General features: G+C 59.5%; 20 protein-coding genes. 12 read left to right on the forward strand and 8 right to left on the reverse strand.

Translation table 11 applies throughout. The features are described from left to right. Positions 1-104: 104 nt before the first annotated feature. Positions 105-299, reverse strand: coding sequence for a hypothetical protein (locus RHP74_RS28395; RefSeq protein WP_109635340.1), 195 nt, complete (start codon positions 297-299; stop codon positions 105-107). 448 nt (positions 300-747) lie between these two features. On the opposite strand from RHP74_RS28395, the gene RHP74_RS28400 reads away from it, so the two are divergent. Continuing rightward, positions 748-1,056 (forward strand): DUF3077 domain-containing protein, encoded by a 309-nt coding sequence (locus RHP74_RS28400; RefSeq protein ID WP_010467147.1) that lies wholly within the window; start codon positions 748-750, stop codon positions 1,054-1,056. 79 nt (positions 1,057-1,135) lie between these two features. On the opposite strand, the gene RHP74_RS28405 is transcribed toward RHP74_RS28400, so the two are convergent. After that, positions 1,136-1,813, reverse strand: coding sequence for a peptidase M41 (locus RHP74_RS28405; RefSeq protein WP_102595093.1), 678 nt, complete (start codon positions 1,811-1,813; stop codon positions 1,136-1,138). 156 nt (positions 1,814-1,969) lie between these two features. Here RHP74_RS28405 and RHP74_RS28410 point away from each other — a divergent pair, with 156 nt between their 5' ends. The 10 genes from RHP74_RS28410 to RHP74_RS28455 all read left to right on the forward strand — a co-directional run bounded on the left by RHP74_RS28410 (position 1,970) and on the right by RHP74_RS28455 (position 12,910). After that, positions 1,970-2,431 (forward strand): Lrp/AsnC family transcriptional regulator, encoded by a 462-nt coding sequence (locus RHP74_RS28410; RefSeq protein ID WP_109635345.1) that lies wholly within the window; start codon positions 1,970-1,972, stop codon positions 2,429-2,431. A 205-nt stretch (positions 2,432-2,636) separates the two neighbouring features. Continuing rightward, positions 2,637-4,319 carry an NAD(P)/FAD-dependent oxidoreductase gene (locus RHP74_RS28415; protein ID WP_010467144.1) on the forward strand — a complete coding sequence of 561 codons (1,683 nt, stop codon included), beginning with the start codon at positions 2,637-2,639 and terminating at the stop codon, positions 4,317-4,319. Between the two features lie 12 nt (positions 4,320-4,331). Further along, the gene (locus RHP74_RS28420; RefSeq protein ID WP_010467143.1) at positions 4,332-5,126 is read left to right on the forward strand and encodes a carbon-nitrogen hydrolase family protein; all 795 of its coding nucleotides are present in this window, start codon (positions 4,332-4,334) and stop codon (positions 5,124-5,126) included. A 48-nt stretch (positions 5,127-5,174) separates the two neighbouring features. Then, entirely contained in the window at positions 5,175-7,601 is a 2,427-nt protein-coding gene (gene pqqF / locus RHP74_RS28425; protein ID WP_311096769.1) for a pyrroloquinoline quinone biosynthesis protein PqqF, read from the forward strand. Positions 7,602-7,756: 155 nt separating this feature from the next. Beyond that, positions 7,757-7,831: a pyrroloquinoline quinone precursor peptide PqqA gene (pqqA, locus tag RHP74_RS28430; protein ID WP_009045898.1), complete on the forward strand. Its 75-nt coding sequence runs from the start codon at positions 7,757-7,759 to the stop codon at positions 7,829-7,831. Between the two features lie 76 nt (positions 7,832-7,907). Continuing rightward, a complete protein-coding gene (pqqB, locus tag RHP74_RS28435; protein ID WP_311096770.1) occupies positions 7,908-8,819 on the forward strand; it encodes a pyrroloquinoline quinone biosynthesis protein PqqB in 912 nt (303 codons plus the stop codon). A gap of 127 nt (positions 8,820-8,946) precedes the next feature. Then, positions 8,947-9,699, forward strand: coding sequence for a pyrroloquinoline-quinone synthase PqqC (gene pqqC / locus RHP74_RS28440; RefSeq protein WP_311096771.1), 753 nt, complete (start codon positions 8,947-8,949; stop codon positions 9,697-9,699). After that, positions 9,696-9,971 carry a pyrroloquinoline quinone biosynthesis peptide chaperone PqqD gene (gene pqqD, locus RHP74_RS28445; protein ID WP_311096772.1) on the forward strand — a complete coding sequence of 92 codons (276 nt, stop codon included), beginning with the start codon at positions 9,696-9,698 and terminating at the stop codon, positions 9,969-9,971. The genes pqqC and pqqD overlap by 4 nt, the downstream gene beginning before the upstream one ends. Before the next feature lie 4 nt (positions 9,972-9,975). Further along, positions 9,976-11,118 carry a pyrroloquinoline quinone biosynthesis protein PqqE gene (gene pqqE, locus RHP74_RS28450; RefSeq protein ID WP_167362294.1) on the forward strand — a complete coding sequence of 381 codons (1,143 nt, stop codon included), beginning with the start codon at positions 9,976-9,978 and terminating at the stop codon, positions 11,116-11,118. Then, on the forward strand, positions 11,084-12,910 hold the full coding sequence (locus RHP74_RS28455) for a S9 family peptidase (RefSeq protein WP_311096773.1): 1,827 nt from the start codon (positions 11,084-11,086) through the stop codon (positions 12,908-12,910). The genes pqqE and RHP74_RS28455 overlap by 35 nt, the downstream gene beginning before the upstream one ends. A gap of 105 nt (positions 12,911-13,015) precedes the next feature. On the opposite strand, the gene RHP74_RS28460 is transcribed toward RHP74_RS28455, so the two are convergent. Both RHP74_RS28460 and RHP74_RS28465 read right to left on the reverse strand, forming a co-directional pair. Next, entirely contained in the window at positions 13,016-13,174 is a 159-nt protein-coding gene (locus RHP74_RS28460; protein WP_007904205.1) for a YqaE/Pmp3 family membrane protein, read from the reverse strand. 204 nt (positions 13,175-13,378) lie between these two features. After that, positions 13,379-14,620 (reverse strand): aminotransferase class III-fold pyridoxal phosphate-dependent enzyme, encoded by a 1,242-nt coding sequence (locus RHP74_RS28465; protein WP_311096774.1) that lies wholly within the window; start codon positions 14,618-14,620, stop codon positions 13,379-13,381. A 169-nt stretch (positions 14,621-14,789) separates the two neighbouring features. Between RHP74_RS28465 and RHP74_RS28470 the strand changes: the two genes are divergently transcribed. Then, entirely contained in the window at positions 14,790-15,719 is a 930-nt protein-coding gene (locus RHP74_RS28470; protein WP_010467132.1) for a LysR family transcriptional regulator, read from the forward strand. A gap of 227 nt (positions 15,720-15,946) precedes the next feature. Here RHP74_RS28470 and RHP74_RS28475 read toward each other — a convergent pair whose 3' ends face one another. The 4 genes from RHP74_RS28475 to RHP74_RS28490 all read right to left on the reverse strand — a co-directional run bounded on the left by RHP74_RS28475 (position 15,947) and on the right by RHP74_RS28490 (position 23,211). Further along, complete coding sequence (locus tag RHP74_RS28475) at positions 15,947-17,725, reverse strand: acyl-CoA dehydrogenase C-terminal domain-containing protein (RefSeq protein ID WP_077747298.1); 1,779 nt, start codon at positions 17,723-17,725, stop codon at positions 15,947-15,949. 264 nt (positions 17,726-17,989) lie between these two features. Next, on the reverse strand, positions 17,990-19,786 hold the full coding sequence (locus RHP74_RS28480; RefSeq protein WP_311096775.1) for an acyl-CoA dehydrogenase C-terminal domain-containing protein: 1,797 nt from the start codon (positions 19,784-19,786) through the stop codon (positions 17,990-17,992). A gap of 90 nt (positions 19,787-19,876) precedes the next feature. Then, positions 19,877-21,166: a GGDEF domain-containing protein gene (locus RHP74_RS28485; protein WP_010467125.1), complete on the reverse strand. Its 1,290-nt coding sequence runs from the start codon at positions 21,164-21,166 to the stop codon at positions 19,877-19,879. Positions 21,167-21,405: 239 nt separating this feature from the next. Next, positions 21,406-23,211, reverse strand: coding sequence for a phenylacyl-CoA dehydrogenase (locus tag RHP74_RS28490; RefSeq protein ID WP_077747296.1), 1,806 nt, complete (start codon positions 23,209-23,211; stop codon positions 21,406-21,408). Positions 23,212-23,275: the final 64 nt, after the last annotated feature.

Consider the following 23,275-nt stretch of genomic DNA (forward strand, 5'->3'; position numbering starts at 1 on the left):
CACGGGTCACGCCTAATGCGCTAACCCTTGTTAGATAAGGTGGGCTGCTAAGCGGTAAAACTCAAGCACCTCCGATCATTGATCGCTTCCGTGTGTTAGGGATTTTAAAGCTTGGACCACAATCCGACGGCGGCGACAACGGCGGTCACTAGACCGGCGCCTACTGCGAACGGATACCAAAAAGCCTCCTGCCTAAGCTTGCTTTCTTCCGCCATAAACTTGCGGGTTTCAGCAATGAATCTCCGGATTTCGACTTGAAGCTTATCGAGCTCCAGATTTTTGCGGTCATTTTGTAGCATCAGTCATCCTGTCGGGACTCGGGTCGCGTCCTGTGCGCTGCTCCGCGGCGGGACATGCGTTTTTTCCTGTCTGCCGTCTAGGTTATATTTTGCGCTGACGTGAGGTTATCGGATGACGTCTGCCAAGGTTGTAGGCAAACTCCGAGAATTGCGTAATGGGTGCGTTTGGGCACTTTGCCGCCTTGTTGGCGTTCTCTTCGACGGGATACTCTCCGGACGTCGCTGCAAATGCAGTGATCGGGTGTGGTAACCCGGTGAACCAGCGCAACAGTGCACTCATCACGAAGATAGGCAGTTTTTTATGCCTGTGATCTCGATATGGCAGCTGTGCGTGGGACGCCTTCGGGCGTGCCGGTTTCCTTGGTTCCCGGTTTACCACCCTGCGTACAGCTGCCACCCTTTCGTGTGGTAACGAAAGTGGCAGCTCCTCGAACCTAGGAGTTATATCGTGAATAAAATAAATCCATCCGCAATTTCAGACCTGAAAACCATCGGTTTCACCCCACTCATCTACTGCTCGGATCAGGCGTTGTTCAACGTCCGCGCCGGTGTCCCCATCGTTGATGCATTGTCACAAGCCTCCGATCTGCTGTTCCTCGCAAAATCATTTGCCGAGGACGCTGCCTACGCAAGAGACACTGACCGCCACGCCTGGGCCGCGCACTATCTGACGGCGATGGGTAAGGCGGTGATTGATGATGTGGTGAAGGTGCTAACGCCGAGACCGGCTCGGACCGCGACGGAATCAGAGGAGTAGCGCGCACTATCCCACTGAAAGACGCCCCGATTATTCGGGGCTTCCAGTCGTGACCGAGCGTGCAATGCGCGCCCGGAAGTTACTCCCTGTGCGAATCGGCACCATCGTTGCCAGCCCCAACGCGCAACCCCGGAATCGCCCGCACCAACCCCATCCGCTCAAGCCCCTCCCTCGTCAAAACACCCTCATACGTATCCGCCGACCGCCCCCATTGCTCCACGATACCCATGCCATCTACCAACGCTTCGCCCAACCCAATAATCGTATCGGCCAACTGCTCAACGATTGTTTGAGTCCGTAACCACAGGCGATCCGTAATCTCTTTCAGCTCGGCGGTTACGCGATCAGGCGAAGCCGGATCCGTATCGGGGTAGGTGATGTTGCGCAGCAAGTGCCGTAACTCCCTGATTTTTGCGTAGTCCTGTTCTGCCCCAAGTTCTCCCCTCAGGATGGCGGCCGCTTTCGGCTTATCGACGCGTTTGCCGGGCGAACGCTTTGAAGCCAATGACTGCGCCATGGCGCCCGCAAAGAGAACCATCATTCGGGCTTGCAGATGCTCCTTCATTGCCTCAATCGTCGTAATTGAACGCGCCAAGGTAATGGAAGCGCCCGCTTGATGCCTCAAGTCCATGGTCACTGTCAGGCTCACATCACCCGTTTCAAACCCCAAGACTCGGGCAACGACGTAGTGACCCATTTCGTGATTGGCAATCTGCACTGCGTGATCCCGGACAGCGGGAGGCATGTTCTTTGTCATTTTGATCACCTCGCATCCCTCGATTTCTCATTCGACTATGACTGACAGCTGGTGTCCATCCTGTCTTCCGCGCGGCGTCTGACGTTCTCTGACATCCGCCGTGCCAGCCGTGCTGTAACATGCCAGCCCACTGATTTGTGTTGCTGGAGACGACCCTTGCCTGACACCCGCCCACCCGTTCTTGACGAAATCGACCGCCAACTGATCGCGGCCTTGCAGATCAACGCCCGTGAAAGCGTGGCCATGCTCGCTCGCCAGTTGGGAATCGCACGGACCACGGTGACTTCTCGTCTGGCACGGCTGGAAAAGGCAAAAGTCATCACCGGTTACGGCGTGCGTTTGGGCCAACGGGTGGTGGACGGTGGATTGCAGGCGTACGTCGGGATCACGGTGCAACCGCGCTCGGGCAAGGAAGTGTTGCGCCGGCTCAGTGCCATGGCCCAGGTGCAGCAGTTGTGTGCGGTGAGTGGCGAGTTTGACTACGTGGCGTGGCTGCGCACGGAATCGCCGGAGCAGCTGGATCAACTGCTGGATCAGATTGGCAGTGTCGATGGGGTGGAGAAGACGACGACTTCGATCATCTTGAGCAGCAAGATTGATCGGGGGCAGCCGGTTTGATTTGCAGCGTCTTGAGGGCCTCATCGCGAGCAGGCTCGCTCACACATTGGTCAGTGTGTAGTAGTTTGTCGTCATAGTGACCAAAAAATTAGCAAAACGACGACACATTGCGTCTTATTAACGTGTTCTACGCTCTCTAGAATGGCTGCCATCTTTTCCTATACTCAGATGCGCATTCCGCGTCGGGTCGCCAGTAAGGTCAGTCATGAACAAGAACAATCGCCATCCTGCAGACGGTAAAAAACCAGTCACCATTTTCGGCCCGGACTTTCCTTTCGGCTTTGACGACTGGATCGAACACCCGGCCGGCCTGGGCAGCATTCCGGCACACAATCATGGTGCCGAAGTGGCGATTGTTGGCGCGGGTATCGCCGGTCTGGTGGCAGCTTATGAGCTGATGAAACTGGGCCTCAAACCCGTCGTCTACGAAGCTTCGAAAATGGGTGGCCGTCTGCGTTCCCAAGCGTTCAACGGGACCGATGGCATCGTCGCCGAACTGGGCGGCATGCGCTTTCCGGTGTCGTCCACGGCGTTTTACCACTATGTCGACAAGCTCGGTCTCGAGACCAAACCCTTTCCCAATCCGCTGACGCCAGCCTCTGGCAGCACCGTGATCGACCTGGAAGGCAAAACCCATTACGCACAGAAACTGGCAGATCTTCCTGCACTATTCCAGGAAGTGGCTGACGCTTGGGCAGATGCACTGGAGGCTGGCTCGCAGTTCGCCGATATCCAGCAAGCGATCCGCGACCGCGATGTGCCACGCCTCAAAGAGCTGTGGAACACCCTGGTTCCGCTGTGGGATGACCGAACCTTCTACGACTTCGTCGCTACCTCCGAAGCCTTCGCCAAGCTCTCATTCCATCACCGCGAAGTGTTCGGCCAGGTCGGTTTCGGTACCGGCGGCTGGGATTCGGACTTCCCGAACTCGATGCTGGAAATCTTCCGCGTCGTGATGACCAACTGCGACGATCACCAACATCTGGTCGTCGGCGGCGTCGAACAAGTGCCGCAAGGCATCTGGCGTCATGTGCCGGAACGTTGCGTGCACTGGCCCGAAGGCACCAGCCTCAAGTCGCTGCACAGAGGCGCGCCACGATCCGGGGTTAAAAAAATCGCTCATGCCCCGGACGGCCGTTTTGCGGTCACCGATAACAACGGCGACACCCGCGAATACGCGGCGGTACTGACCACCTGCCAGAGCTGGCTGCTGACCACCCAGATCGAATGCGACGAAACCCTGTTCTCGCAAAAGATGTGGATGGCCCTCGACCGCACCCGCTACATGCAATCGTCGAAAACCTTTGTGATGGTCGACCGGCCATTCTGGAAGGACAAGGATCCGGAAACCGGCCGCGACCTGATGAGCATGACCCTCACCGATCGCCTGACCCGCGGCACCTACCTCTTCGACAACGGCGACGACAAGCCGGGGGTGATTTGTCTGTCGTACTCGTGGATGAGCGACGCACTGAAAATGCTGCCGCACCCGGTGGAAAAACGCGTGAAGCTGGCGTTGGACGCATTGAAAAAGATCTACCCGAAAGTCGACATTGCCGCGCGAATCATCGGCGATCCGATCACCGTGTCATGGGAAGCCGACCCGCACTTCCTCGGTGCTTTCAAGGGCGCCCTGCCCGGCCACTACCGCTACAACCAGCGGATGTATGCGCACTTCATGCAGGACGACATGCCGGCCGAGCAACGCGGGATCTTCATCGCAGGCGACGACGTTTCATGGACGCCGGCGTGGGTTGAAGGCGCGGTGCAGACCTCGCTCAACGCGGTCTGGGGCATCATGAAACACTTCGGCGGTGAAACTCACGCCGAGAACCCGGGTCCAGGTGATGTGTTCAACGAGATCGGTCCGATCGCCCTGCCCGAGTAAAAGGAGTTCCAAATGCGCGTAGCCCTTTACCAATGTCCACCGCTGCCCCTGGATGTCGCCGGCAATCTGCAGCGCCTGCATCAACTGGCGCTGGAGGCCAAGGGCGCTGACTTGCTGGTGCTGCCGGAGATGTTCCTGACCGGCTACAACATCGGCATCGATGCCGTCAGCGTGCTGGCGGAGGTGCACAACGGTGAATCGGCGCAGCAGATCGCGCGCATTGCCAAGACCGCCGGGATCGCCATTTTGTACGGCTATCCCGAGCGCACCGAGGACGGGCAGATCTACAACGCCGTGCAGTTGATCGACGCCAACGGCGAGCGCCTGTGCAACTACCGCAAGACTCACCTGTTCGGCGACCTCGATCACTCGATGTTCAGCGCCGGGCAGGATGATTTCCCCTTGGTGGAACTCAACGGCTGGAAGCTCGGCTTTTTGATCTGTTACGACCTCGAGTTCCCGGAAAACGCCCGACGCCTGGCCCTGGCCGGTGCCGAGTTGATCCTGGTGCCGACGGCGAACATGGTGCCCTTTGACTTCGTTGCCGATGTCACCGTCCGCGCCCGCGCCTTCGAAAACCAGTGTTATGTGGCATATGCCAACTATTGCGGGCAGGAAGGTGAGATCAACTATTGCGGCCAGAGCAGCATCGCTGCACCGGATGGCAGCCGCATCGCCCAGGCGGGCCTGGATGAAGCACTGATTGTCGGTGAGCTGGATCGTCAGTTAATGGTCGAATCCCGTGCCGCCAATCGCTACTTGGTCGATCGCCGTCCTGAGCTTTACGGCGACCTTAACAAGCGCTGATCCATCGTAATCCGCTAGCATTAGCGCTTCTCTGTCCTGGAAGTGCTCATGCCTGCGCTGAATCATCCCCGCCCCCACACTGAAACCCTGGCCAATGGCCTGCGGGTGACGCTGCGTCATGCTCCCGATTTGAAGCGCTGCGCCGCGGCGTTGCGGGTTTTCGCGGGCAGTCATGACGTGCCGCTCGCATGGCCTGGCCTCGCGCACTTTCTTGAGCATTTGTTGTTTCTGGGGACGGAGCGCTTTCCCGCAGGGCAAGGGCTGATGGCCTACGTGCAAGGTCATGGCGGCCAGGTCAATGCGCGCACCAGCGAACGCACTACCGACTTCTTTTTCGAACTGCCGCCTCAGGCGTTTAGCGGTGGGCTGGAGCGTCTGTCAGACATGCTCGCTCATCCGCGTATGAATCCGGACGATCAGCGGCGGGAACGGGAAGTGCTGCACGCCGAATTTGTCGCCTGGTCCCGGGATGCCACGGCTCAACAGCAGTTCGCGCTGTTTGACGGGCTGTCGACGGCTCACCCGCTACGGGCGTTTCATGCGGGCAACCGTTACAGCCTGCCGGTGCCGCAGCCGGAGTTTCAGCAAGCGTTGAGGGATTTCTATCAGCGGTTTTATCGGACCGGGCAGATGACGTTGAGCCTGGCCGGACCGCAGAGTCTCGATGAGTTGAGGGCAATGGCTCAGCACTTTGGCGATCTTCTCGCCGTAGGGGAAAAGGTTGCGCAAGAAGCACCTGCACCGCTTATGGACTCTTCCGACAATAGTTATCAACAGGCTGGCGAACGTCGGCTCGATCTACTGTTCGCGTTCGAAGCGTTGCCCGACTCATCCCGCGAGGCATTAGCGTTCCTGTGCCATTGGCTGAACGCCGCTAAACCTGGCGGTCTGCTGGCTGAATTGCGCGAGCAAGGGCTGGCGGACAGCCTGAAAGCCGCGCCGCTGTATCAGTTCGCCGGCCAAGCCTTGCTGCACATTGAATTCACCACAACTAAACCGGGGAACGCGATCCGCGAACGGCTTGTGGATTGGCTGGGCTTTTTTGCCTCTCACCAGAACTGGACCGAGTTGCGCCAAGAGTACGCCGCCCTGCTCGACCGTCAGCAACACGTCAGCGGTGCCCTGCAACTGGCGCGACTGGACAGTGAGCAGCTTGAAGCCGGTTTATCCGAACAAGGCGTCATAGCGCTCAAGGACATCCTGAAAAAAATCGGCGCTGTGGATAACTTCTCCGGCGAATGGCAATTGCCAGCGCCAAACCCGTTTTTACGCACAGAAGCACCAGCGACCAATGCCGGATTGATTCGCGGCCAGACCAGCAAACACCGCGGCCTGCGGACGTTTGCCCAGGATCGCTCGCGCAGCCGTCGCGAAAACTCGCCGATGCAGTTCAGTCAGGCGTTGCCGGACAACACGGATGAGGGCGCGATTTATCTGCGCTGGCGACTGCAGGCCAAACCTCATCCCCGTGTTCAATCGAACCTGGAAAATCGCCTGCAACCCTTGCGTGAAGATGCCCGCCAGGCGGGGGTCGAGTTTTCCTTCAGTGCATCAGGCAATGAATGGCTGCTGAAGATGACAGGCCTGCAGGAGCCCATGCCGACCGTCCTCGAACATGTGCTGAAAGAGCTGACAAAACCCGATGTCGGTTTCCCACAGGAAGAACCGCCAAGCATGCCGTTGATACCGATCAGACAGCTGCTGAAAATGCTTCCCGAGCATTCACTTGAGCGCACCGCTGAAAGTGATGACGTGCAGCAGCTCTGGGCGAGCGCACGCTGGCAAGGTCTGGCGATGGGCCTGTCGGCGCAGACGCAAGCAGCGATGGGCCTGGCACTTAGCCGCGTGCCCGGTGCTGCGGACGATCAGCCGTCGCCGCCCACCTCGATAAACGCGCTGCATCTGTGGAGCACGCTCGACACCGGTTCCAGCGAACACGCGCTATTGCTGTTTTGCCCGCCGGCCACGCAAGACATCACCGACGAAGCCGCTTGGCGTTTGCTCGCTCACCTGTGCCAGACGCCGTTCTATCAGCGCCTGCGGGTTGAACTGCAATTGGGTTATGCCGTGTTCAGCGGCCTGCGTCAGTTCCATGGGCAGACCGGGCTGCTGTTCGGCGTTCAATCACCGAGCGTTGTCCCTCAGGATCTGCTGGAGCACATAGAGCGTTTCTTGAACGAAATGCCCGCACTGATTGAAGGCGTCGATGATGCGACCTTCATTGCCCAGCGCCAGGCCTTGGCCGACCAATTCCACGCCACCGCACTGCCCCACGCTCAGGCGGCCGAACTGCTCTGGCAGGGCAAACTGGCGGGCCACTCGTCGGATTATCTGGAGCGGTTGCCTGAAGCGATCCTGCTGATCGACCGCAACGCATTGGAAGAAGCAGCCCGGCGACTGAATCAGGCCGAAGGTGGCTGGCGCTGTCTGGCCAGCAGCGCCTGCGCGACAGCACCTTGGCAAGCGGCAAAATGATCATTACCGACGCTGCAATTAGCTTTCTCAAAGATTCGCGGCCAATCGCTCTGTAATTTTGAGTAACATAGCCACCTAACTATCTGAACATCTCCGACTGGAGGTGGACTATATGTATAGGTCTCAACTGTCTCATCACCTGAAGGAGCGCTCCCATGTCCTGGTCCAAACCTGCTTACACCGACCTGCGTATCGGCTTTGAAGTCACCATGTACTTTGCAAGCCGCTAAGGTCTGCCGTTGTAATGATGTGCAACGCCTCGGTTTACCGGGGCGTTTTTATTTTCAGCGTTGAAATGGAGCGCCCATGTTTGTCCAGATTCTAGGTTCCGCCGCCGGCGGCGGTTTCCCCCAGTGGAACTGCAACTGCGTGAACTGCGCCGGTTTTCGCAACGGCAGCCTGAACGCCAAGGCGCGTACCCAGTCGTCCATCGCGATTTCCGATGACGGCGTGAACTGGATCCTGTGCAACGCTTCGCCGGACATCCGCGTCCAGCTGCAAGGCTTCACCCCGCTGCAACCGGGCCGCGCCCTGCGCGATACCGGCATCAGCGCAATCATCCTGATGGACAGCCAGATCGATCACACCACAGGTCTGCTCAGCCTGCGCGAAGGTTGCCCGCATCAGGTCTGGTGCACCGACATGGTCCATGAAGACTTGAGCACCGGTTTCCCCCTGTTCACCATGCTCAAGCATTGGAATGGCGGGCTGAACTGGAACCGCATTGAACTCGACCGCAGCTTTACCATCCCGGCCTGCCCAAGCCTGCTCTTCACCCCGCTGCCCCTGCGCAGCGCCGCGCCGCCCTACTCGCCGCACCGCTTCGACCCGCACCCGGGCGACAACATTGGCCTGATCGTCGAAGACATGAACACCGGCGGCAAACTGTTCTACGCGCCGGGCCTGGGCAAAGTCGATGCGCCGCTGCTGGACATCATGGCCGCCAGCGATTGCCTGCTGGTGGACGGCACGATGTGGGACGACGACGAAATGCAGCGCCGTGGCGTCGGCACGCGCACTGGACGGGAGATGGGCCATCTGGCGCAAAATGGCCCCGGCGGCATGCTCGAAGTGCTGGAACAGTTGCCCAAGCAGCGCAAAGTGCTTATCCACATCAACAACACCAATCCGATTCTCGATGAAGATTCGCCGGAGCGTGCCGAGTTGGCTCGGCGCAAGGTTGAAGTGGCGTATGACGGCATGAGTATTGTGTTGTAGCGGATGGCCTCTTCGCGGGCAAGCCTCGCTCCTACAGTGATCGCGTGCCCCTGTAGGAGCGAGGCTTGCCCGCGAAGGCGTCGGACCAGACACCAGAGAATCCACCGGTCATCCCCGGAGAACCGCAATGACTGACACCCCAATGTCCCCCGCCGAATTCGAAGCAGCCTTGCGCGCCAAGGGCGCCTATTACCACATCTATCACCCGTACCACGTGGCGATGTATGAAGGCCGGGCGACCCGCGAGCAGATCCAGGGTTGGGTCGCCAATCGCTTCTACTATCAGGTGAACATCCCCCTGAAGGACGCTGCGATCCTCGCCAACTGCCCGGATCGCGAGATCCGTCGCGAGTGGATTCAGCGCCTGCTCGACCATGACGGCGCCCCCGGCGAAGACGGCGGCATCGAAGCGTGGCTGCGTCTGGGCCAGGCCGTCGGGCTCGACCCGGATCAGCTGCGCTCGCAGGAACTGGTCTTGCCGGGCGTACGTTTCGCCGTGGACGCCTACGTAAACTTCGCCCGCCGGGCCAGTTGGCAGGAAGCCGCCAGCAGCTCGCTGACCGAGTTGTTCGCGCCGCAGATCCACCAATCGCGCCTCGACAGCTGGCCGCAGCATTACCCGTGGATCGACCCGATGGGCTACGAGTATTTCCGCACCCGTCTCGGCCAGGCGCGCCGTGACGTGGAACACGGTCTGGCGATCACTTTGCAGCACTACACGACGCGTGAAGGCCAAGAGCGCATGCTGCAAATTCTCCAGTTCAAACTGGACATCCTTTGGAGCATGCTCGATGCCATGAGCATGGCCTACGAACTGAACCGCCCGCCGTATCACAGCGTGACCGACCAGCGGGTCTGGCATAAAGGAATCACCTTATGAGTTTCGATCGCAGCAAGACCCCGACGTGGCGTCAGGGCTACCGCTATCAGTACGAACCGGCGCAGAAAGGCCATGTCCTGCTGTACCCGGAAGGCATGATCAAACTCAACGACAGCGCTGCGCTGATTGGCGGTTTGATTGATGGCCAGCGTGACGTAGCGGCGATCATCGCCGAACTGGACGCGAAGTTCCCCGACGTGGCCGAGCTCGCTGAGGACATCGAGCAGTTCATGGAGGTTGCCCGTGCTCAGCACTGGATCGAACTTGCCTGATTCCGTGTCAGGCACGTTACCGCCAAAACCTGAAATCGGCCTGCCGCTGTGGCTGCTGGCCGAGCTGACGTACCGCTGTCCGCTGCAATGTCCGTACTGCTCCAACCCGCTGGACTTCGCCGAACAAGGCAAAGAACTGAGCACCGAGCAGTGGATCAAAGTGTTCCGCGAAGCCCGGGAAATGGGTGCCGCACAGCTGGGCTTTTCCGGCGGAGAGCCGCTGGTGCGCCAGGACCTTGCCGAGTTGATCGCCGAGGCGCGCAAGTTGGGTTTCTACACCAACCTCATCACGTCCGGCATTGGCCTCACCGAGCAGAAAATCAGCGACTTCAAGAAGGCCGGTCTGGACCACATCCAGATCAGTTTCCAGGCCAGCGACGAACAAGTGAATAACTTGTTGGCGGGTTCGAAAAAGGCCTTCGCGCAGAAGCTGGAAATGGCTCGTGCGGTGAAAGCCCACGGCTACCCGATGGTGCTGAACTTCGTGACCCATCGGCACAACATCGACAAGATCGACCGGATCATCGAGCTGTGCATCGCCCTTGAAGCGGACTTTGTCGAACTCGCCACCTGCCAGTTTTACGGTTGGGCACAGCTCAATCGGGTCGGCCTGTTGCCGACCAAAGAGCAATTGGTTCGCGCCGAACGCATCACCAACGAATACCGCGCCAAACTGGAAGCCGAAGGTCATCCGTGCAAGCTGATTTTCGTCACGCCGGACTACTACGAAGAACGCCCGAAAGCCTGCATGAACGGCTGGGGCAGCATTTTTCTTACAGTCACGCCGGACGGAACCGCACTGCCGTGTCACGGTGCCCGACAGATGCCGGTGCAATTTCCGAACGTGCGCGATCACAGCATGCAGCACATCTGGTACGACTCGTTCGGCTTCAACCGCTTCCGTGGTTACGACTGGATGCCCGAGCCATGCCGCTCCTGCGACGAGAAAGAAAAAGACTTCGGCGGCTGCCGCTGCCAGGCGTTCATGCTCACGGGTGACGCCAGCAATGCCGACCCGGTGTGCAGCAAGTCGGAGCATCATGGCGTGATTCTCAAGGCCCGCGAAGAAGCCGAACACGCGACCCAGACCATCGAACAACTGGCCTTTCGCAATGAACGAAACTCACGCCTCATCGCTAAAAGCTGAACCCTTCAGCGCTTCCCGGGCCGTCGCAGCCGGTATCGACTTCGCCGAGCTGTTAGTCGGCCAGCATGGCCTGTTCTGGAACGAATACCGTCCCGAAGATGCCGCCTGCAGGATCTGGCATTGGCGCGACGGCCAGGCCCGTTGCCTGACGTCGGCAGGCTTCAGCGTGCGCAGTCGGGTGTACGAATATGGCGGTGGCGCGTTTTGTCTGACGGATGACGGGATTGTTTTCGTCAACGAAGCAGACCAGCAACTCTACCGGCAATCGCTGGCGGGCGAGACGCCTGAGGTGCTGACCTCCGGGGAATGCCGTTACGGCGATCTGCAGTTTGCCAACGGACAGGTTTTGGCGGTTGAAGAGAACCGGGATCGGCACCGTCTGGTGGCGATTGATGTGGCTGACGGCCAGCGTCATCTGCTGGCCGAAGGCGCCGATTTCTATGCCGCGCCGACGCTGAGTCCGGACTCGCAACGATTGGCGTGGATTGAATGGAGCCGCCCGGATCAGCCATGGACCGCCACTCGCTTGATGGTTGCCGAGCGCCAGAATGATGGGAGCTTCGCTCAACCGCGTTGTGTGGCGGGCGATGGTGCGCAGGAGTCACTGCAACAACCGCGTTTCGACAGCGACGGCCACCTGTTTTGCCTGACGGATCGCGGCGGCTACTGGCAGCCTTGGGCGGAGTCCGCAGACGGCCTGAGCCAGCTGCCGAGTGCCGCCGCTGACCATGGGCCGGCGCCGTGGCAGCTGGGGGGCAGCACCTGGTTGCCGCTGGGCGAAAGCAGCTACTTGGCCAGCTGGACCGAAGGCGGGTTCGGCAAACTGGGAATCTGCGGTGACGCCGCTGAAGATTTCACCGGTGATTACAGCCGTTTTCGTCATCTCGCACTGGATGAACAACTCATCTATTGCATCGCGGCATCGCCGGTCAGTTCGTCGGCGGTGATCGCAATCGAGCGCGATACCCGCCAGGTCAAAATCATCGCCGGCGGGATCGCACCGTTGCCCGCCGAGCGCATCAGCGTCCCGCGAACCTTGCGCTACCCGAGCGGTTCGGGCGAGGCCCACGGCTTCTTCTATCCGCCGATGACCGGCGAGGCGAAACCGCCGCTGGTGGTGTTCATCCACGGCGGCCCGACCTCGGCCTGCTACCCGATGCTTGATCCACGCATTCAGTACTGGGCGCAACGCGGCTTCGCCGTGGCCGATCTCAACTACCGCGGCAGCAGTGGCTATGGCCGGGCGTATCGCCAGGCGCTGCATTTGAGTTGGGGTGACGTGGATGTCGAAGATGCCTGCGCGGTGGTCGCTTATCTTGCCGATCGCGGCTTGATCGACGGCGACAAGGCGTTTATTCGCGGCGGCAGTGCTGGCGGTTACACCACGCTGTGTGCGTTGGCCTTTCACAACGTCTTCCGCGCAGGCGCCAGCCTTTACGGTGTCAGCGATCCCGTGGCACTGGGCCGCGCGACCCACAAGTTCGAAGGCGATTATCTGGATTGGCTGATTGGCGATCCGGTTGAGGATGCCGAACGATACGCCGCGCGTACTCCGCTGCTGCATGCGAACAACATCAGTGTTCCGATGATTTTCTTTCAGGGCGAACTGGACGCCGTGGTGGTGCCGCAACAGACCCGCGACATGGTCAAGGCGCTACAAGACAATGGCATTCTGGTTGAAGCGCATTACTACGCGGACGAACGTCATGGCTTTCGCAAGGCGGGGAACCAGGCCCATGCGCTGGAGCAGGAGTGGTTGTTTTATCGGCGGGTGATCGAACTCGCAAGCTGAAACCGCGTCGCGCCCTTCGCGGGCAAGCTTCGCTCCTACAGGTACGGTGTTATCCCGTAGGAGCGAGGCTTGCCCGCGAAAGCGATCTATCTGACGCCGCAGAACTCAGCGCTTGGCGATGATGTACACCGCATGCACGATCCCCGGAATGTAACCGCACAACGTGAGCAAAATATTCAGCCAGAAAGCGCCGGCGAAACCGACTTGTAGAAACACGCCCAGTGGTGGCAACAGAATGGCAATGATGATGCGAATGAAATCCATGGGGCAGCTCCTGATGTGAAGTGAACTCGTGTGAGCCCTACTGCTAATCGACACGCGCCGTTCGTCAGGGTTCAGTAGGAACCTGGCGCAATAGCGAAACCTCATGAATCGCAGGCAAAAAAACGCCCCACGCGAAAGAATCAAACGTGGGGCGATGCGTTATTACCGCGAGACGGTTCTGGAATTCGTGCGGGAAAAGTCTGATCAGACCGCAATCCCCTTGCGGCACTGCAGTTGTGCGGTGCGTACGCGGGAAAAGGCGCGGGACAGGCGCAGGATCATTTCGTCGATGTTGGCGTTGCTGACCGTGAGCGCCGGGGTAAAGCGCAGGCAATCGGGTTGTGGGGCGTTGATCACCAAGCCTTCGGACAACGCGGCTTTGACCACGGCTTCAGCGGAATCGTCGGACAGGGTCAGTCCCCAGAGCAGCCCTTGCCCGCGCAACTCGCCGTGACCATAGCGATAGGACAAACGACTCAAGGCTTCGCGCAGGTGCTGACCGGTTTCAACCACATGATCGAGAAAAGCCTTGTCCTGAATCGTGTTCAACACGGCAAGACCGGCAGCGGTCATCAGCGCATTGCCATGATGAGCGCCCGACAGGTCGCCCACCTCGAAACAACAGGCCTTGCCCCGCGCCAACAACGCAGCCAATGGCACACCACCGCCAAGCCCTTCGCCGAGGACGACGATATCTGCCCGAACACCGTGGACCTGTTCGGCAAGCAACGTGCCGCAGCGACCGAGGCCGGTGTGCACGTCGTCGAGGATCAACAAAATGCCCAGCTCCCGACACAGGCGTTCGACACCCTTGAGGTAATGCGCGGTGGCCGGAATCACCCCGGCTTCGTTTTGGATCGGTTCGAGCAGGATGGCCACGGTCCGGGCATCGACCGCCGCGTGCATCGCCGCCAGATCATTGAAGGGAACGGGGTGAAAGTCCGACGGTGAAATCGTCCAGGGACTACGGCCATGGCAGCCGTTGCTGGCCACGATGATCCGTGAGGCCCCGCTGCGATGCAGTCGACCCCATTGACGTGCCAGTTGAATCGCGGCCTCACAGGCTTCGGTGCCGCTGTTGAGCAGGTACGCCTGATCACTGCCGGTGCTATTGCAGAGCCGCTCGGCAAGGTTGAGCATGCCGCGGTTATGCAGTGCGAAACCCGGGTTGATCAGCGATTGAGCCTGTTCTGATATCGCATTGACCAGCACCGAAGGGCTGTGGCCCAGGCTGTTGGCGCCGCCACCCTGCGAGAAATCCAGGTAAGCGCGGTCATCGCTGTCCCACAGCCAGGAGCCTTGGCCGCGGACAAAAATCTGCTTCGGCCGCTCGACACTGGGCATCAGGCACTCGCGGGAAAGGTTGTCGCGTCTGGACGCTTGGGAAGTGTCTACGACCAAGTCGTCGAGGCTCGGTGGAGTGCGACGCAAGTTGAACAGATTCATCCGCAAAAGCCTCGCTTGAGGTTTTTTGCCTTACCTATGCAAACACCATCAACGTAAACGGTATTCATCGTGCGCTCTGGCCCTGTAAGCCTTGTGAATGCGGTTAGACTAGGCCCAGACAAGGCGTTGAGCCATTTCGATTTCCCAGCATTTTCGATAAGCGCACCTTATGGATTTCAAGCAACTGCGTTATTTCGTCGCGGTCTATGAAGAAGGCCACGTCGGCCGGGCGGCCGAGCGACTGTCAATCTCCCAGCCGGCGCTGTCCCAGCAGATCCGCCAACTCGAACAAAACCTTGATGTAAGCCTGTTCGAACGCAGCAGCAAGCGCCTGCTACCCACTCTGGCCGCCCATACTTTGTACAACCACGCCCTACCCTTGCTCGATGGCCTGCAACGGGCCCGCGAGGCATTGGGCAACTTCAAGGGTCAGGCGCTGCGCACCTTGGCCATTGGCGTGTTGCAGACGGTTCACACCAGTCTGGTGCCGCAGATGCTCGAACGCGTGCGCAAGGCGCAACCGCATCTGGTGGTGCAGATCTATGAATTGACTGGCCTGGAAATCGAGCGGCGGTTGCTCAATGGTTCCCTCGACATCGGCATCAGCTACCTGCCGCCCCGACAGCCGGGGTTGCACGGCGTCATGCTGTACGAAGATGAACTGACCCTGGTGATCCCGGCGGACCACCCGTTGCGCGAGTTCAAGAAAGTCTCGATGAGTCAGGCCGCCGAGTTGCCCATGCTGTTGCTGGGTGAAGAGTTTCAAGTGCGGCAGATCTGGCAGACACAACTGGCCAATCTGGGACGACGGCCGCAGGTGCAGGCGGAACTGAACAACATGGCGGGGATTCTCGACAGTCTGCCCCACACCCGGCTGGCCACCGTGCTGCCCGGGCGCTCGCAAAAGGCGCTCGGCAACAATGAATTGCTCTGGAAACCGCTGACCGAGCCGCGAGTGCCGCTGAAAGTCGGATTGGTGTGTCGGGATGTGCAGCGGCAACAAGCCTCGCTGGCCCTATTGCGCACGCTGTTGGAAGAAGTGATGAACGGGCCCGACGACCGTTTGAACAGCTCGACTGCGCTCGACGGGCCGCGCTGAATACTTTTCTGCGGGCAAAAGAAAACCCCGCCGAAGCGGGGCTTTGCAGACTGTTTCCCTGACATCCATTTCACTCCGCCGTCCTAGCAGAATCCTACGTGTCCGTGTTGTTGCTTTGCGCTTCCTGCGCGACGTCCATGTGAAGTAGATTAGCTCTGGATCCAATCTTCGCCTATGGGAGAACAGCAGCACGTCATGTAAGAGAATGCTTACATGACGCTATCGGGTCAGAACTGTCCGGCGTCCAGCAGGAACAGCGACTCGCTCCCCGCCTTCACCGACGCACTCAACGAGTGAATACGCGGCAGCAGACGGGCGAAATAGAACCGCGCCGTGCCCAGCTTGCTCGCGTAGAAATCATCCTGCGCTTCTTTGCCGAAGGCCGCCTTGGCCATCAGGGCCCACATGTAGGCGTAAGCCACGTAACCGAAGGTTTGCAGGTACTCGACCGACGCCGCGCCGATTTCGTTCGGGTTGTTTTTCGCCCGGTCCAGCAACCACGAAGTCAGCTCGTCGAGGGTGGTGACGGCATCGTTCAGCGGCTTGGTGAACTCCGCGAGATCAGCGCTGGCGGTGGCGGTGAAATGACGAATCTCATCCGCGAACAGGTTGTAGAACGCCCCGCCCGTGCCGACGATCTTGCGTCCTACGAGGTCAAGCGCCTGAATGCCGTTGGTGCCTTCGTAGATCTGGGTGATGCGCACGTCGCGAACCAGTTGTTCCTGACCCCACTCACGGATGTAACCGTGGCCGCCAAAAACCTGCTGGCCGTGCACGGTGGTTTCCAGACCGAGGTCGGTCAGGAACGCCTTGGCTACTGGCGTCAGCAGTGCGACCAGATCTTCCGCGCGTTTGCGGACGGTCGCGTCTTCGCTGAACTTGGCCGTGTCCAGTTGCATGGCCACGTAAGTGGAGAACGCACGACCGCCTTCGTTCGAGGCTTTCATGGTCAGCAGCATGCGACGCACGTCCGGATGGACGATGATCGGGTCAGCGACCTTGTCCTTGTTCTGCGCGCCGGTCGGCGAACGGCTTTGCAGACGGTCGCGGGCGTATTCGACGGCGTTCTGGTAGGAGCGCTCGCCGGTGGCCAGGCCCTGGATACCGACGCCCAGACGCTCGTAGTTCATCATGGTGAACATCGCCGCCAAGCCTTTGTTCGGCTCGCCGACCAGGTAACCCACGGCTTCGTCGAAGTTCATCACGCACGTCGCGGAGGCCTGGATGCCCATCTTGTGTTCGATCGAACCGCAGTTCGCCGGGTTACGCGCGCCCAGGCTGCCATCGGCATTGACCATGAACTTCGGTACCAGGAACAGCGAAATGCCTTTCGGCCCCGCCGGGGCGTCCGGCAGTTTGGCCAGCACCAGGTGAATGATGTTCTCGGTCAGGTCGTGCTCGCCGCCGGTAATGAAGATCTTGGTGCCGCTGACCTTGTAGGAACCGTCGGCCTGAGGCTCGGCCTTGGTGCGGATAATCCCCAGGTCTGTACCGGCGTGCGGTTCGGTCAGGCACATAGAACCGGCCCAGACGCCGGCATACATGTTCGGCAGGTACGCAGCTTTCAGTTCTTCACTGGCGTGGGCGTTGATCGACAGGCAGGCACCGGCGGTCAGCATCGGGTACAGACCGAACGACAGGCTGGCGGAGTTGACCATTTCTTCGACTTGCGCCGACACGGCCTTGGGCATGCCCATGCCGCCGTAGGTCGGATCGCCACCGACACCGACCCAACCGCCTTCAGCGTAAGTCTGATAAGCCTGTGGGAAACCGGCCGGCGTGGTGACGGCACCGTCCGCCCAATGGCAACCTTCTTCGTCAGCTGCACGGCTCAGGGGCGCGATGCTTTTGCTGGTGACCTTGCCGGCTTCTTCGAGAATGGCTTCGACGGTTTCAGCATCAACGGTCTCGGCCAGCGCAGGCAGCTGCGCCCAGAGTTTGGCGACCTCGAAGACTTCATTGAGGACGAAGCGCATATCGCGCAGGGGCGCTTTGTAGTCAGCCATGGCAAACCTCGCAAGATCTAAACAGGTGATTCGTGGGAATGATGTTTTCGTTGGGCTCGAGTGTAACCCAACAACTTTTGCGACACATAGGGTCAGGCCGTGACCGTTTTGTAATTTTTAGTCAGCAGCATTTCAGCTGAGCAGTTCTCGTTGGCAGAACGCATTCGCGGGCAAGCCTCGCTCCTACAGGTCGGGGTCACGCATATCCCGTGAACGACACTGACCTGTAGGAGCGAGGCTTGCCCGCGAAGCTTTTAACAATCGTCAGAGCGCAAACAACTCCGCCGGCAACTTCATCAAACAATCACTCCCCGCTTCGATAGCCGCCCGATGAGCGGCAGTACGCGGCAGCAAACGCTTGAAGTAGAACTCGCTGGTCGCCAGTTTGCCTCGGCAGTAATCCGCATCACCGCTGCCAGCATCGAGTTGCGCCTGGGCCACCAGCGCCATGCGCAACCACAGATAGCCGAGGATGATGTAACCGCTGTACATCAAGTAATCCACCGACGCCGCACCGACTTCGTCCGGATTCTTCATTGCGGCCATGCCAACCTTGGCGGTCAACTCGCCCCACTGTTGATTCAGTCCATTGAGTTGCGCCACATAGCTGGCCAGTTGTGGATGCTCGGCATTCGCCGCGCAGAATTTGTGGACGATTTTGGTGAAGCCACGCAGCAATTTGCCCTGACTGCCGAGCACTTTGCGCCCGAGTAGATCCAGCGCCTGAATGCCGTTGGTGCCTTCGTAGATCGGCGCGATCCGGCAGTCGCGAACCAATTGCTCCATGCCCCATTCACGGATAAAGCCGTGACCGCCAAACACCTGCATACCGTGGTTGGTGACCTCCAGACCGGTGTCAGTCATGAAGGCTTTGCAGATCGGCGTCAGGAAGGCCAACAGGTCTTCGGCGTCCTGACACGCCGTTTCATCCGGGCTCAGGTGCGCGACGTCCAGCAGCTGCGCGGTGAAATAGGTCAGCGCGCGGTTGCCTTCGTTGAAGGCTTTCATGGTCAGCAACATCCGGCGCACGTCAGGATGAACGATGATCGGATCGGCGGCTTTGTCCGGTGCTTTCGCGCCAGTCAGCGCGCGCATTTGCAGGCGATCGTTGGCGTACTTGATGGCCCCCTGGAAACTCGCCTCACCCAGACACAACCCCTGCATGCCAGTGCCGAGCCGTGCGTGGTTCATCATGGTGAACATGCAGTTCAGGCCCTTGTTCGGCTCGCCGATCAAGAAGCCCTTGGCTTCGTCGAAGTTCAGCACGCAGGTCGCCGAGGCCTTGATGCCCATTTTGTGTTCGATCGAGCCGCAGGAGACGCCGTTGCGCTCGCCGGCTTCACCCTCGGCATCGGGTAGGAATTTGGGAACGATGAACAGGGAAATACCCTTGGTGCCTGCCGGAGCATCCGGCAGTTTCGCCAACACCAGATGAATGATGTTGTCGCTCATGTCGTGTTCGCCGGCCGAGATGAAGATCTTGCTGCCGGAAATCGCGTAGCTGCCGTCGGCTGAAGGCACGGCGCGGGTTTTGATGATGCCCAGGTCAGTGCCGCAATGCGCCTCGGTCAGGCACATGGTGCCGGTCCATTGGCCAGCCGTCAGTTTGCTCAGGTAGGTGTTCTTCTGATCTTCGGTGCCGTGGGCGTGGATGGCCGACATCGCCCCATGGGTCAGGCCGGGGTACATGCCCCACGAAGTATTGCTGGAGCCGACCATCTCACTGATGACCAGGCCCAGAGAACTTGGCAAACCCTGGCCGCCATACGCCGGATCAGCTGCCAGACCGTGCCAGCCACCTTCCACGTACTGTGCGAAAGCCTGCTTGAAGCCTGTAGGCGTTGTCACCACACCGTTGTCGAAATGGCAGCCTTCTTCGTCACCGCTGCGATTCAACGGTGCGAGAACGTTCTCACAGAATTTCGCGCCTTCTTCGAGGATCGCATTGACCATGTCCGGGCTCGCGTCGGTGGCGCCCAGCGCGGCGTAGTTGGTGTGGAAGTCGAAGACGTGGTCGATCAGAAAGCGCATGTCGCGCAGGGGAGCTTTGTATTCGGGCATGGTCGTTTCTCCGTCAGCAGATCGTTCAAACCTACTGCCGCCCACCCTGCCTCACAATCACAGTCCAGGCGCTGAATGCGCCATCATCACTCAACCCGCAGCGGCGTCCATGCGCACCGCGCCACGGCGAGTCTGACCGAATGCCACCACGCAATTTCGCCCGGCGCCCTTGGCGCTGTAGAGCGCTTCGTCCGCGGACTTGAGTACTTTTTCGGGGGTGCGCTGCTCTTGTCGTTCGGCCACGCCGATGCTGACAGTGACCGACACACTGGTAGCGCCCGAACCTGCACGTTTCTGGCGACCTTGCTGGTCGTCCTGAGGACGGCTGTCCTGATTGCGCAACTGAATGTTGTAGGTGGCGATGGATTCGCGGATGACTTCCAGGTGCGGCATGCACTCTTCGAGGGTCTTGCCCGCGAACACCAGGGCAAATTCCTCACCGCCGTAGCGATATGCCCTACCGCCTCCTCCGATTTTCGACAGCTTACTGGCGACCAGTCTCAAGACCTGATCGCCGACATCGTGACCATGGGTGTCGTTGAATTTCTTGAAGTGATCGACGTCGCTCATGGCCAGCACGTAATTGCGCCCCAGCCGCTGCATCCGCTCGTTCAAGGCGCGACGACCCGGCAGGCCAGTGAGCTCGTCGCGGAAGGCCATTTGATAGGCCTCGTGGGCGACCGCGGCGGCAATCATTAACATCACCTGACTGCACATGATGTTCAGGGTGAACGGCAGGATGAAAGTTTTCGGCAACGCCCAGAACAATCCGACCAACCCCACCAGTTGTGCGGCGTGCAAGGGTCTGGGGTTACGCCAGTATTGCCAGCTCAGCAGCAGGAACGAGGCGATGAACACGGGATAGGACAACTGGATCAGGCTCATCCAGGCGCCATGCAGCGCTGGCCAGCGGATTTCCGACAGCCACATCAACAAGGCCTGGGGATAACTTTGCTCCAGCCCGAGCGCGACACTGCCAACAGCGAGCAATACCGCGAAGCGCGCCACCATGTCCTGAAACAAGTGGGTGCGTTCCTGCCATGCGGCGAACACGCCGAACAACAGCGGCAGCAATAGGCAACACAGGTGGAACACCACTGCTGCATCTTCACGGACCTTGCCGTTGTCGCGGTAATAGTCGGTCTGGGTGTCGAGCAGAAAGTAGGCGATGTACACCGTCACCATCAGAAACAGTTCGCGCTGACGTCGGTAAACCGCGCAATACGCACCACCGAGTAACAGCACCAGGGTCGGCAACACGTTGAACAGCGAAGTGAAAAAGACGTTGAGGTCCTTGATGTAAGCGGCCGCAAGCCCCGCAAGCAAAAGCAGTAACGACGGTAGGAAATGGCTGATACGTACAGCGGAAGAACGCGGCAAGGGTAAAGCTCCGACCGTCATGACAATAGATGGCATTGTGCCCACCTACTGTAACGGCAGAAATGCCGACTTACTGAGTCGATTGTCAGGTTTTTTTAGCGGGTGTTTCAGTGGCCGCAGACCGAATTGGCAGTGACTGGCTCCCATCAAAGATCGCGGGCGAGCTTTTACTTTCTCCAAGAACAAAAAAGCCGCTACCCCGGAAGGGATAGCGGCTTTATGAAGAACTGCGTTGAGGCTTAGTAGCCCAGTGCGAAGTCTTCTTCTTTCATGTCCATCAAGTTGTTGGCACCCGACAGCATGGTTGCAACATGAGTGCGGGTGCGCGGCAAGATGCGCTGGAAGTAGAAGCGCGCAGTCTGCAGCTTGGCGGTGTAGAACGCCTCTTCGGAAGTGCCGGCAGCCAGTTTCTCGGCAGCCAGACGCGCCATGTCAGCCCAGAAGTAGGCCAGGCAGGCGTAACCGGAGTACATCAGGTAGTCCACCGACGCCGCGCCGACTTCTTCGCGGTCCTTCATGGCAGCCATACCGACCTTCATGGTCAGCTCGCCCCATTCTTTGTTCAGTGCAGCCAATGGCTCGACGAACTCTTTGACCGCTTCGTTGCCTTCGTTGGTCTGGCAGAACTTGTGGACGATCTTGGTGAAGCCTTTGAGGGCTTCGCCTTGAGTCATCAGCACTTTACGACCCAGCAGGTCGAGTGCCTGGATACCGGTGGTGCCTTCGTACAGCATCGAAATGCGGCTGTCGCGAACGTTCTGCTCCATGCCCCACTCGGCGATGAAGCCGTGGCCACCATAGATTTGCACGCCGTGGTTGGCAGACTCAAAACCGACTTCAGTCATGAAGGCTTTGGCGATTGGCGTCATGAACGCCAGCAACGCGTCGGCTTTTTTCTTCTCTTCTTCGTCTACGCCGTATTTGACGATGTCGACTTGCTTGGCGGTGAAGTAAACCATCGCGCGGTTGCCTTCGGCGAACGCTTTCATGGTCAACAACATGCGACGTACATCAGGGTGAACGATGATCGGATCAGCGGCTTTTTCCGGCGCTTTCGGGCCAGTCAGCGAGCGCATTTGCAGACGATCGCGAGCGTATTTCAGGCCGCCCTGGAAGCCGATCTCGGCGTGGGCCAGGCCTTGCAGCGCGGTGCCCAGACGAGCGGTGTTCATAAAGGTGAACATGCAGTTCAGGCCTTTGTTCGCCGGGCCGATCAGGTAACCGGTGGCTGCGTCGAAGTTCATCACGCAAGTGGCGTTGCCGTGGATACCCATCTTGTGTTCCAGGGAACCACAGGTCACGGCGTTGCGGGCGCCGATCGTACCGTCTGCGTTCGGCATGAACTTCGGCACGATGAACAAAGAAATGCCTTTGGTGCCAGCCGGTGCATCCGGGAGACGTGCCAGCACGATGTGGACGATGTTGTCGGCCATGTCGTGTTCACCGGCCGAGATGAAGATTTTGGTGCCGGAGACTTTGTAGGAACCGTCGGCTTGAGGTTCAGCCTTGGTGCGCAGCATGCCCAGGTCGGTGCCGCAGTGCGGTTCGGTCAGGCACATGGTGCCGGTCCATTCACCGGACACCAGCTTGGTCAGGTAAGCCTCTTGCTGCTCAGGCGTACCGTGCTCGGAAATGGTGTTCATCGCGCCGTGCGACAGGCCTGGGTACATGCCCCACGACCAGTTGGCTTCGCCAACCATTTCGCTGACGGCCAGACCCAGAGACTCCGGCAGGCCCTGGCCGCCGTGTTCTACGTCGTGGGCCAGGCTTGGCCAGCCGCCTTCAACGAATTGCTTGTAGGCTTCTTTGAAGCCAGTCGGGGTTTTAACGCCGGACTCGCTCCAGGTGCAGCCTTCGGTGTCACCCACGCGGTTCAGCGGAGCCAGCACCTGCTCACAAAACTTGGCGCCTTCTTCGAGAATGGCGCTAACCATGTCTGGAGTTGCGTCTGCGCAAGCCGGAAGGCTCTGATAGTGCGCTTCGTAGCCGAGCAGTTCGTCACGAACGAAGCGAATATCACGCAAGGGGGCCTTGTAGTCAGGCATAGCGATAAACCTCTGCTGATGTAACCGGGAATGAACGACCGTGTTGATTTGTTGTGACGGTCAA

The organism is Pseudomonas sp. SG20052 (genome assembly GCF_031766055.1).
Taxonomy (GTDB): domain Bacteria; phylum Pseudomonadota; class Gammaproteobacteria; order Pseudomonadales; family Pseudomonadaceae; genus Aquipseudomonas; species Aquipseudomonas mandelii.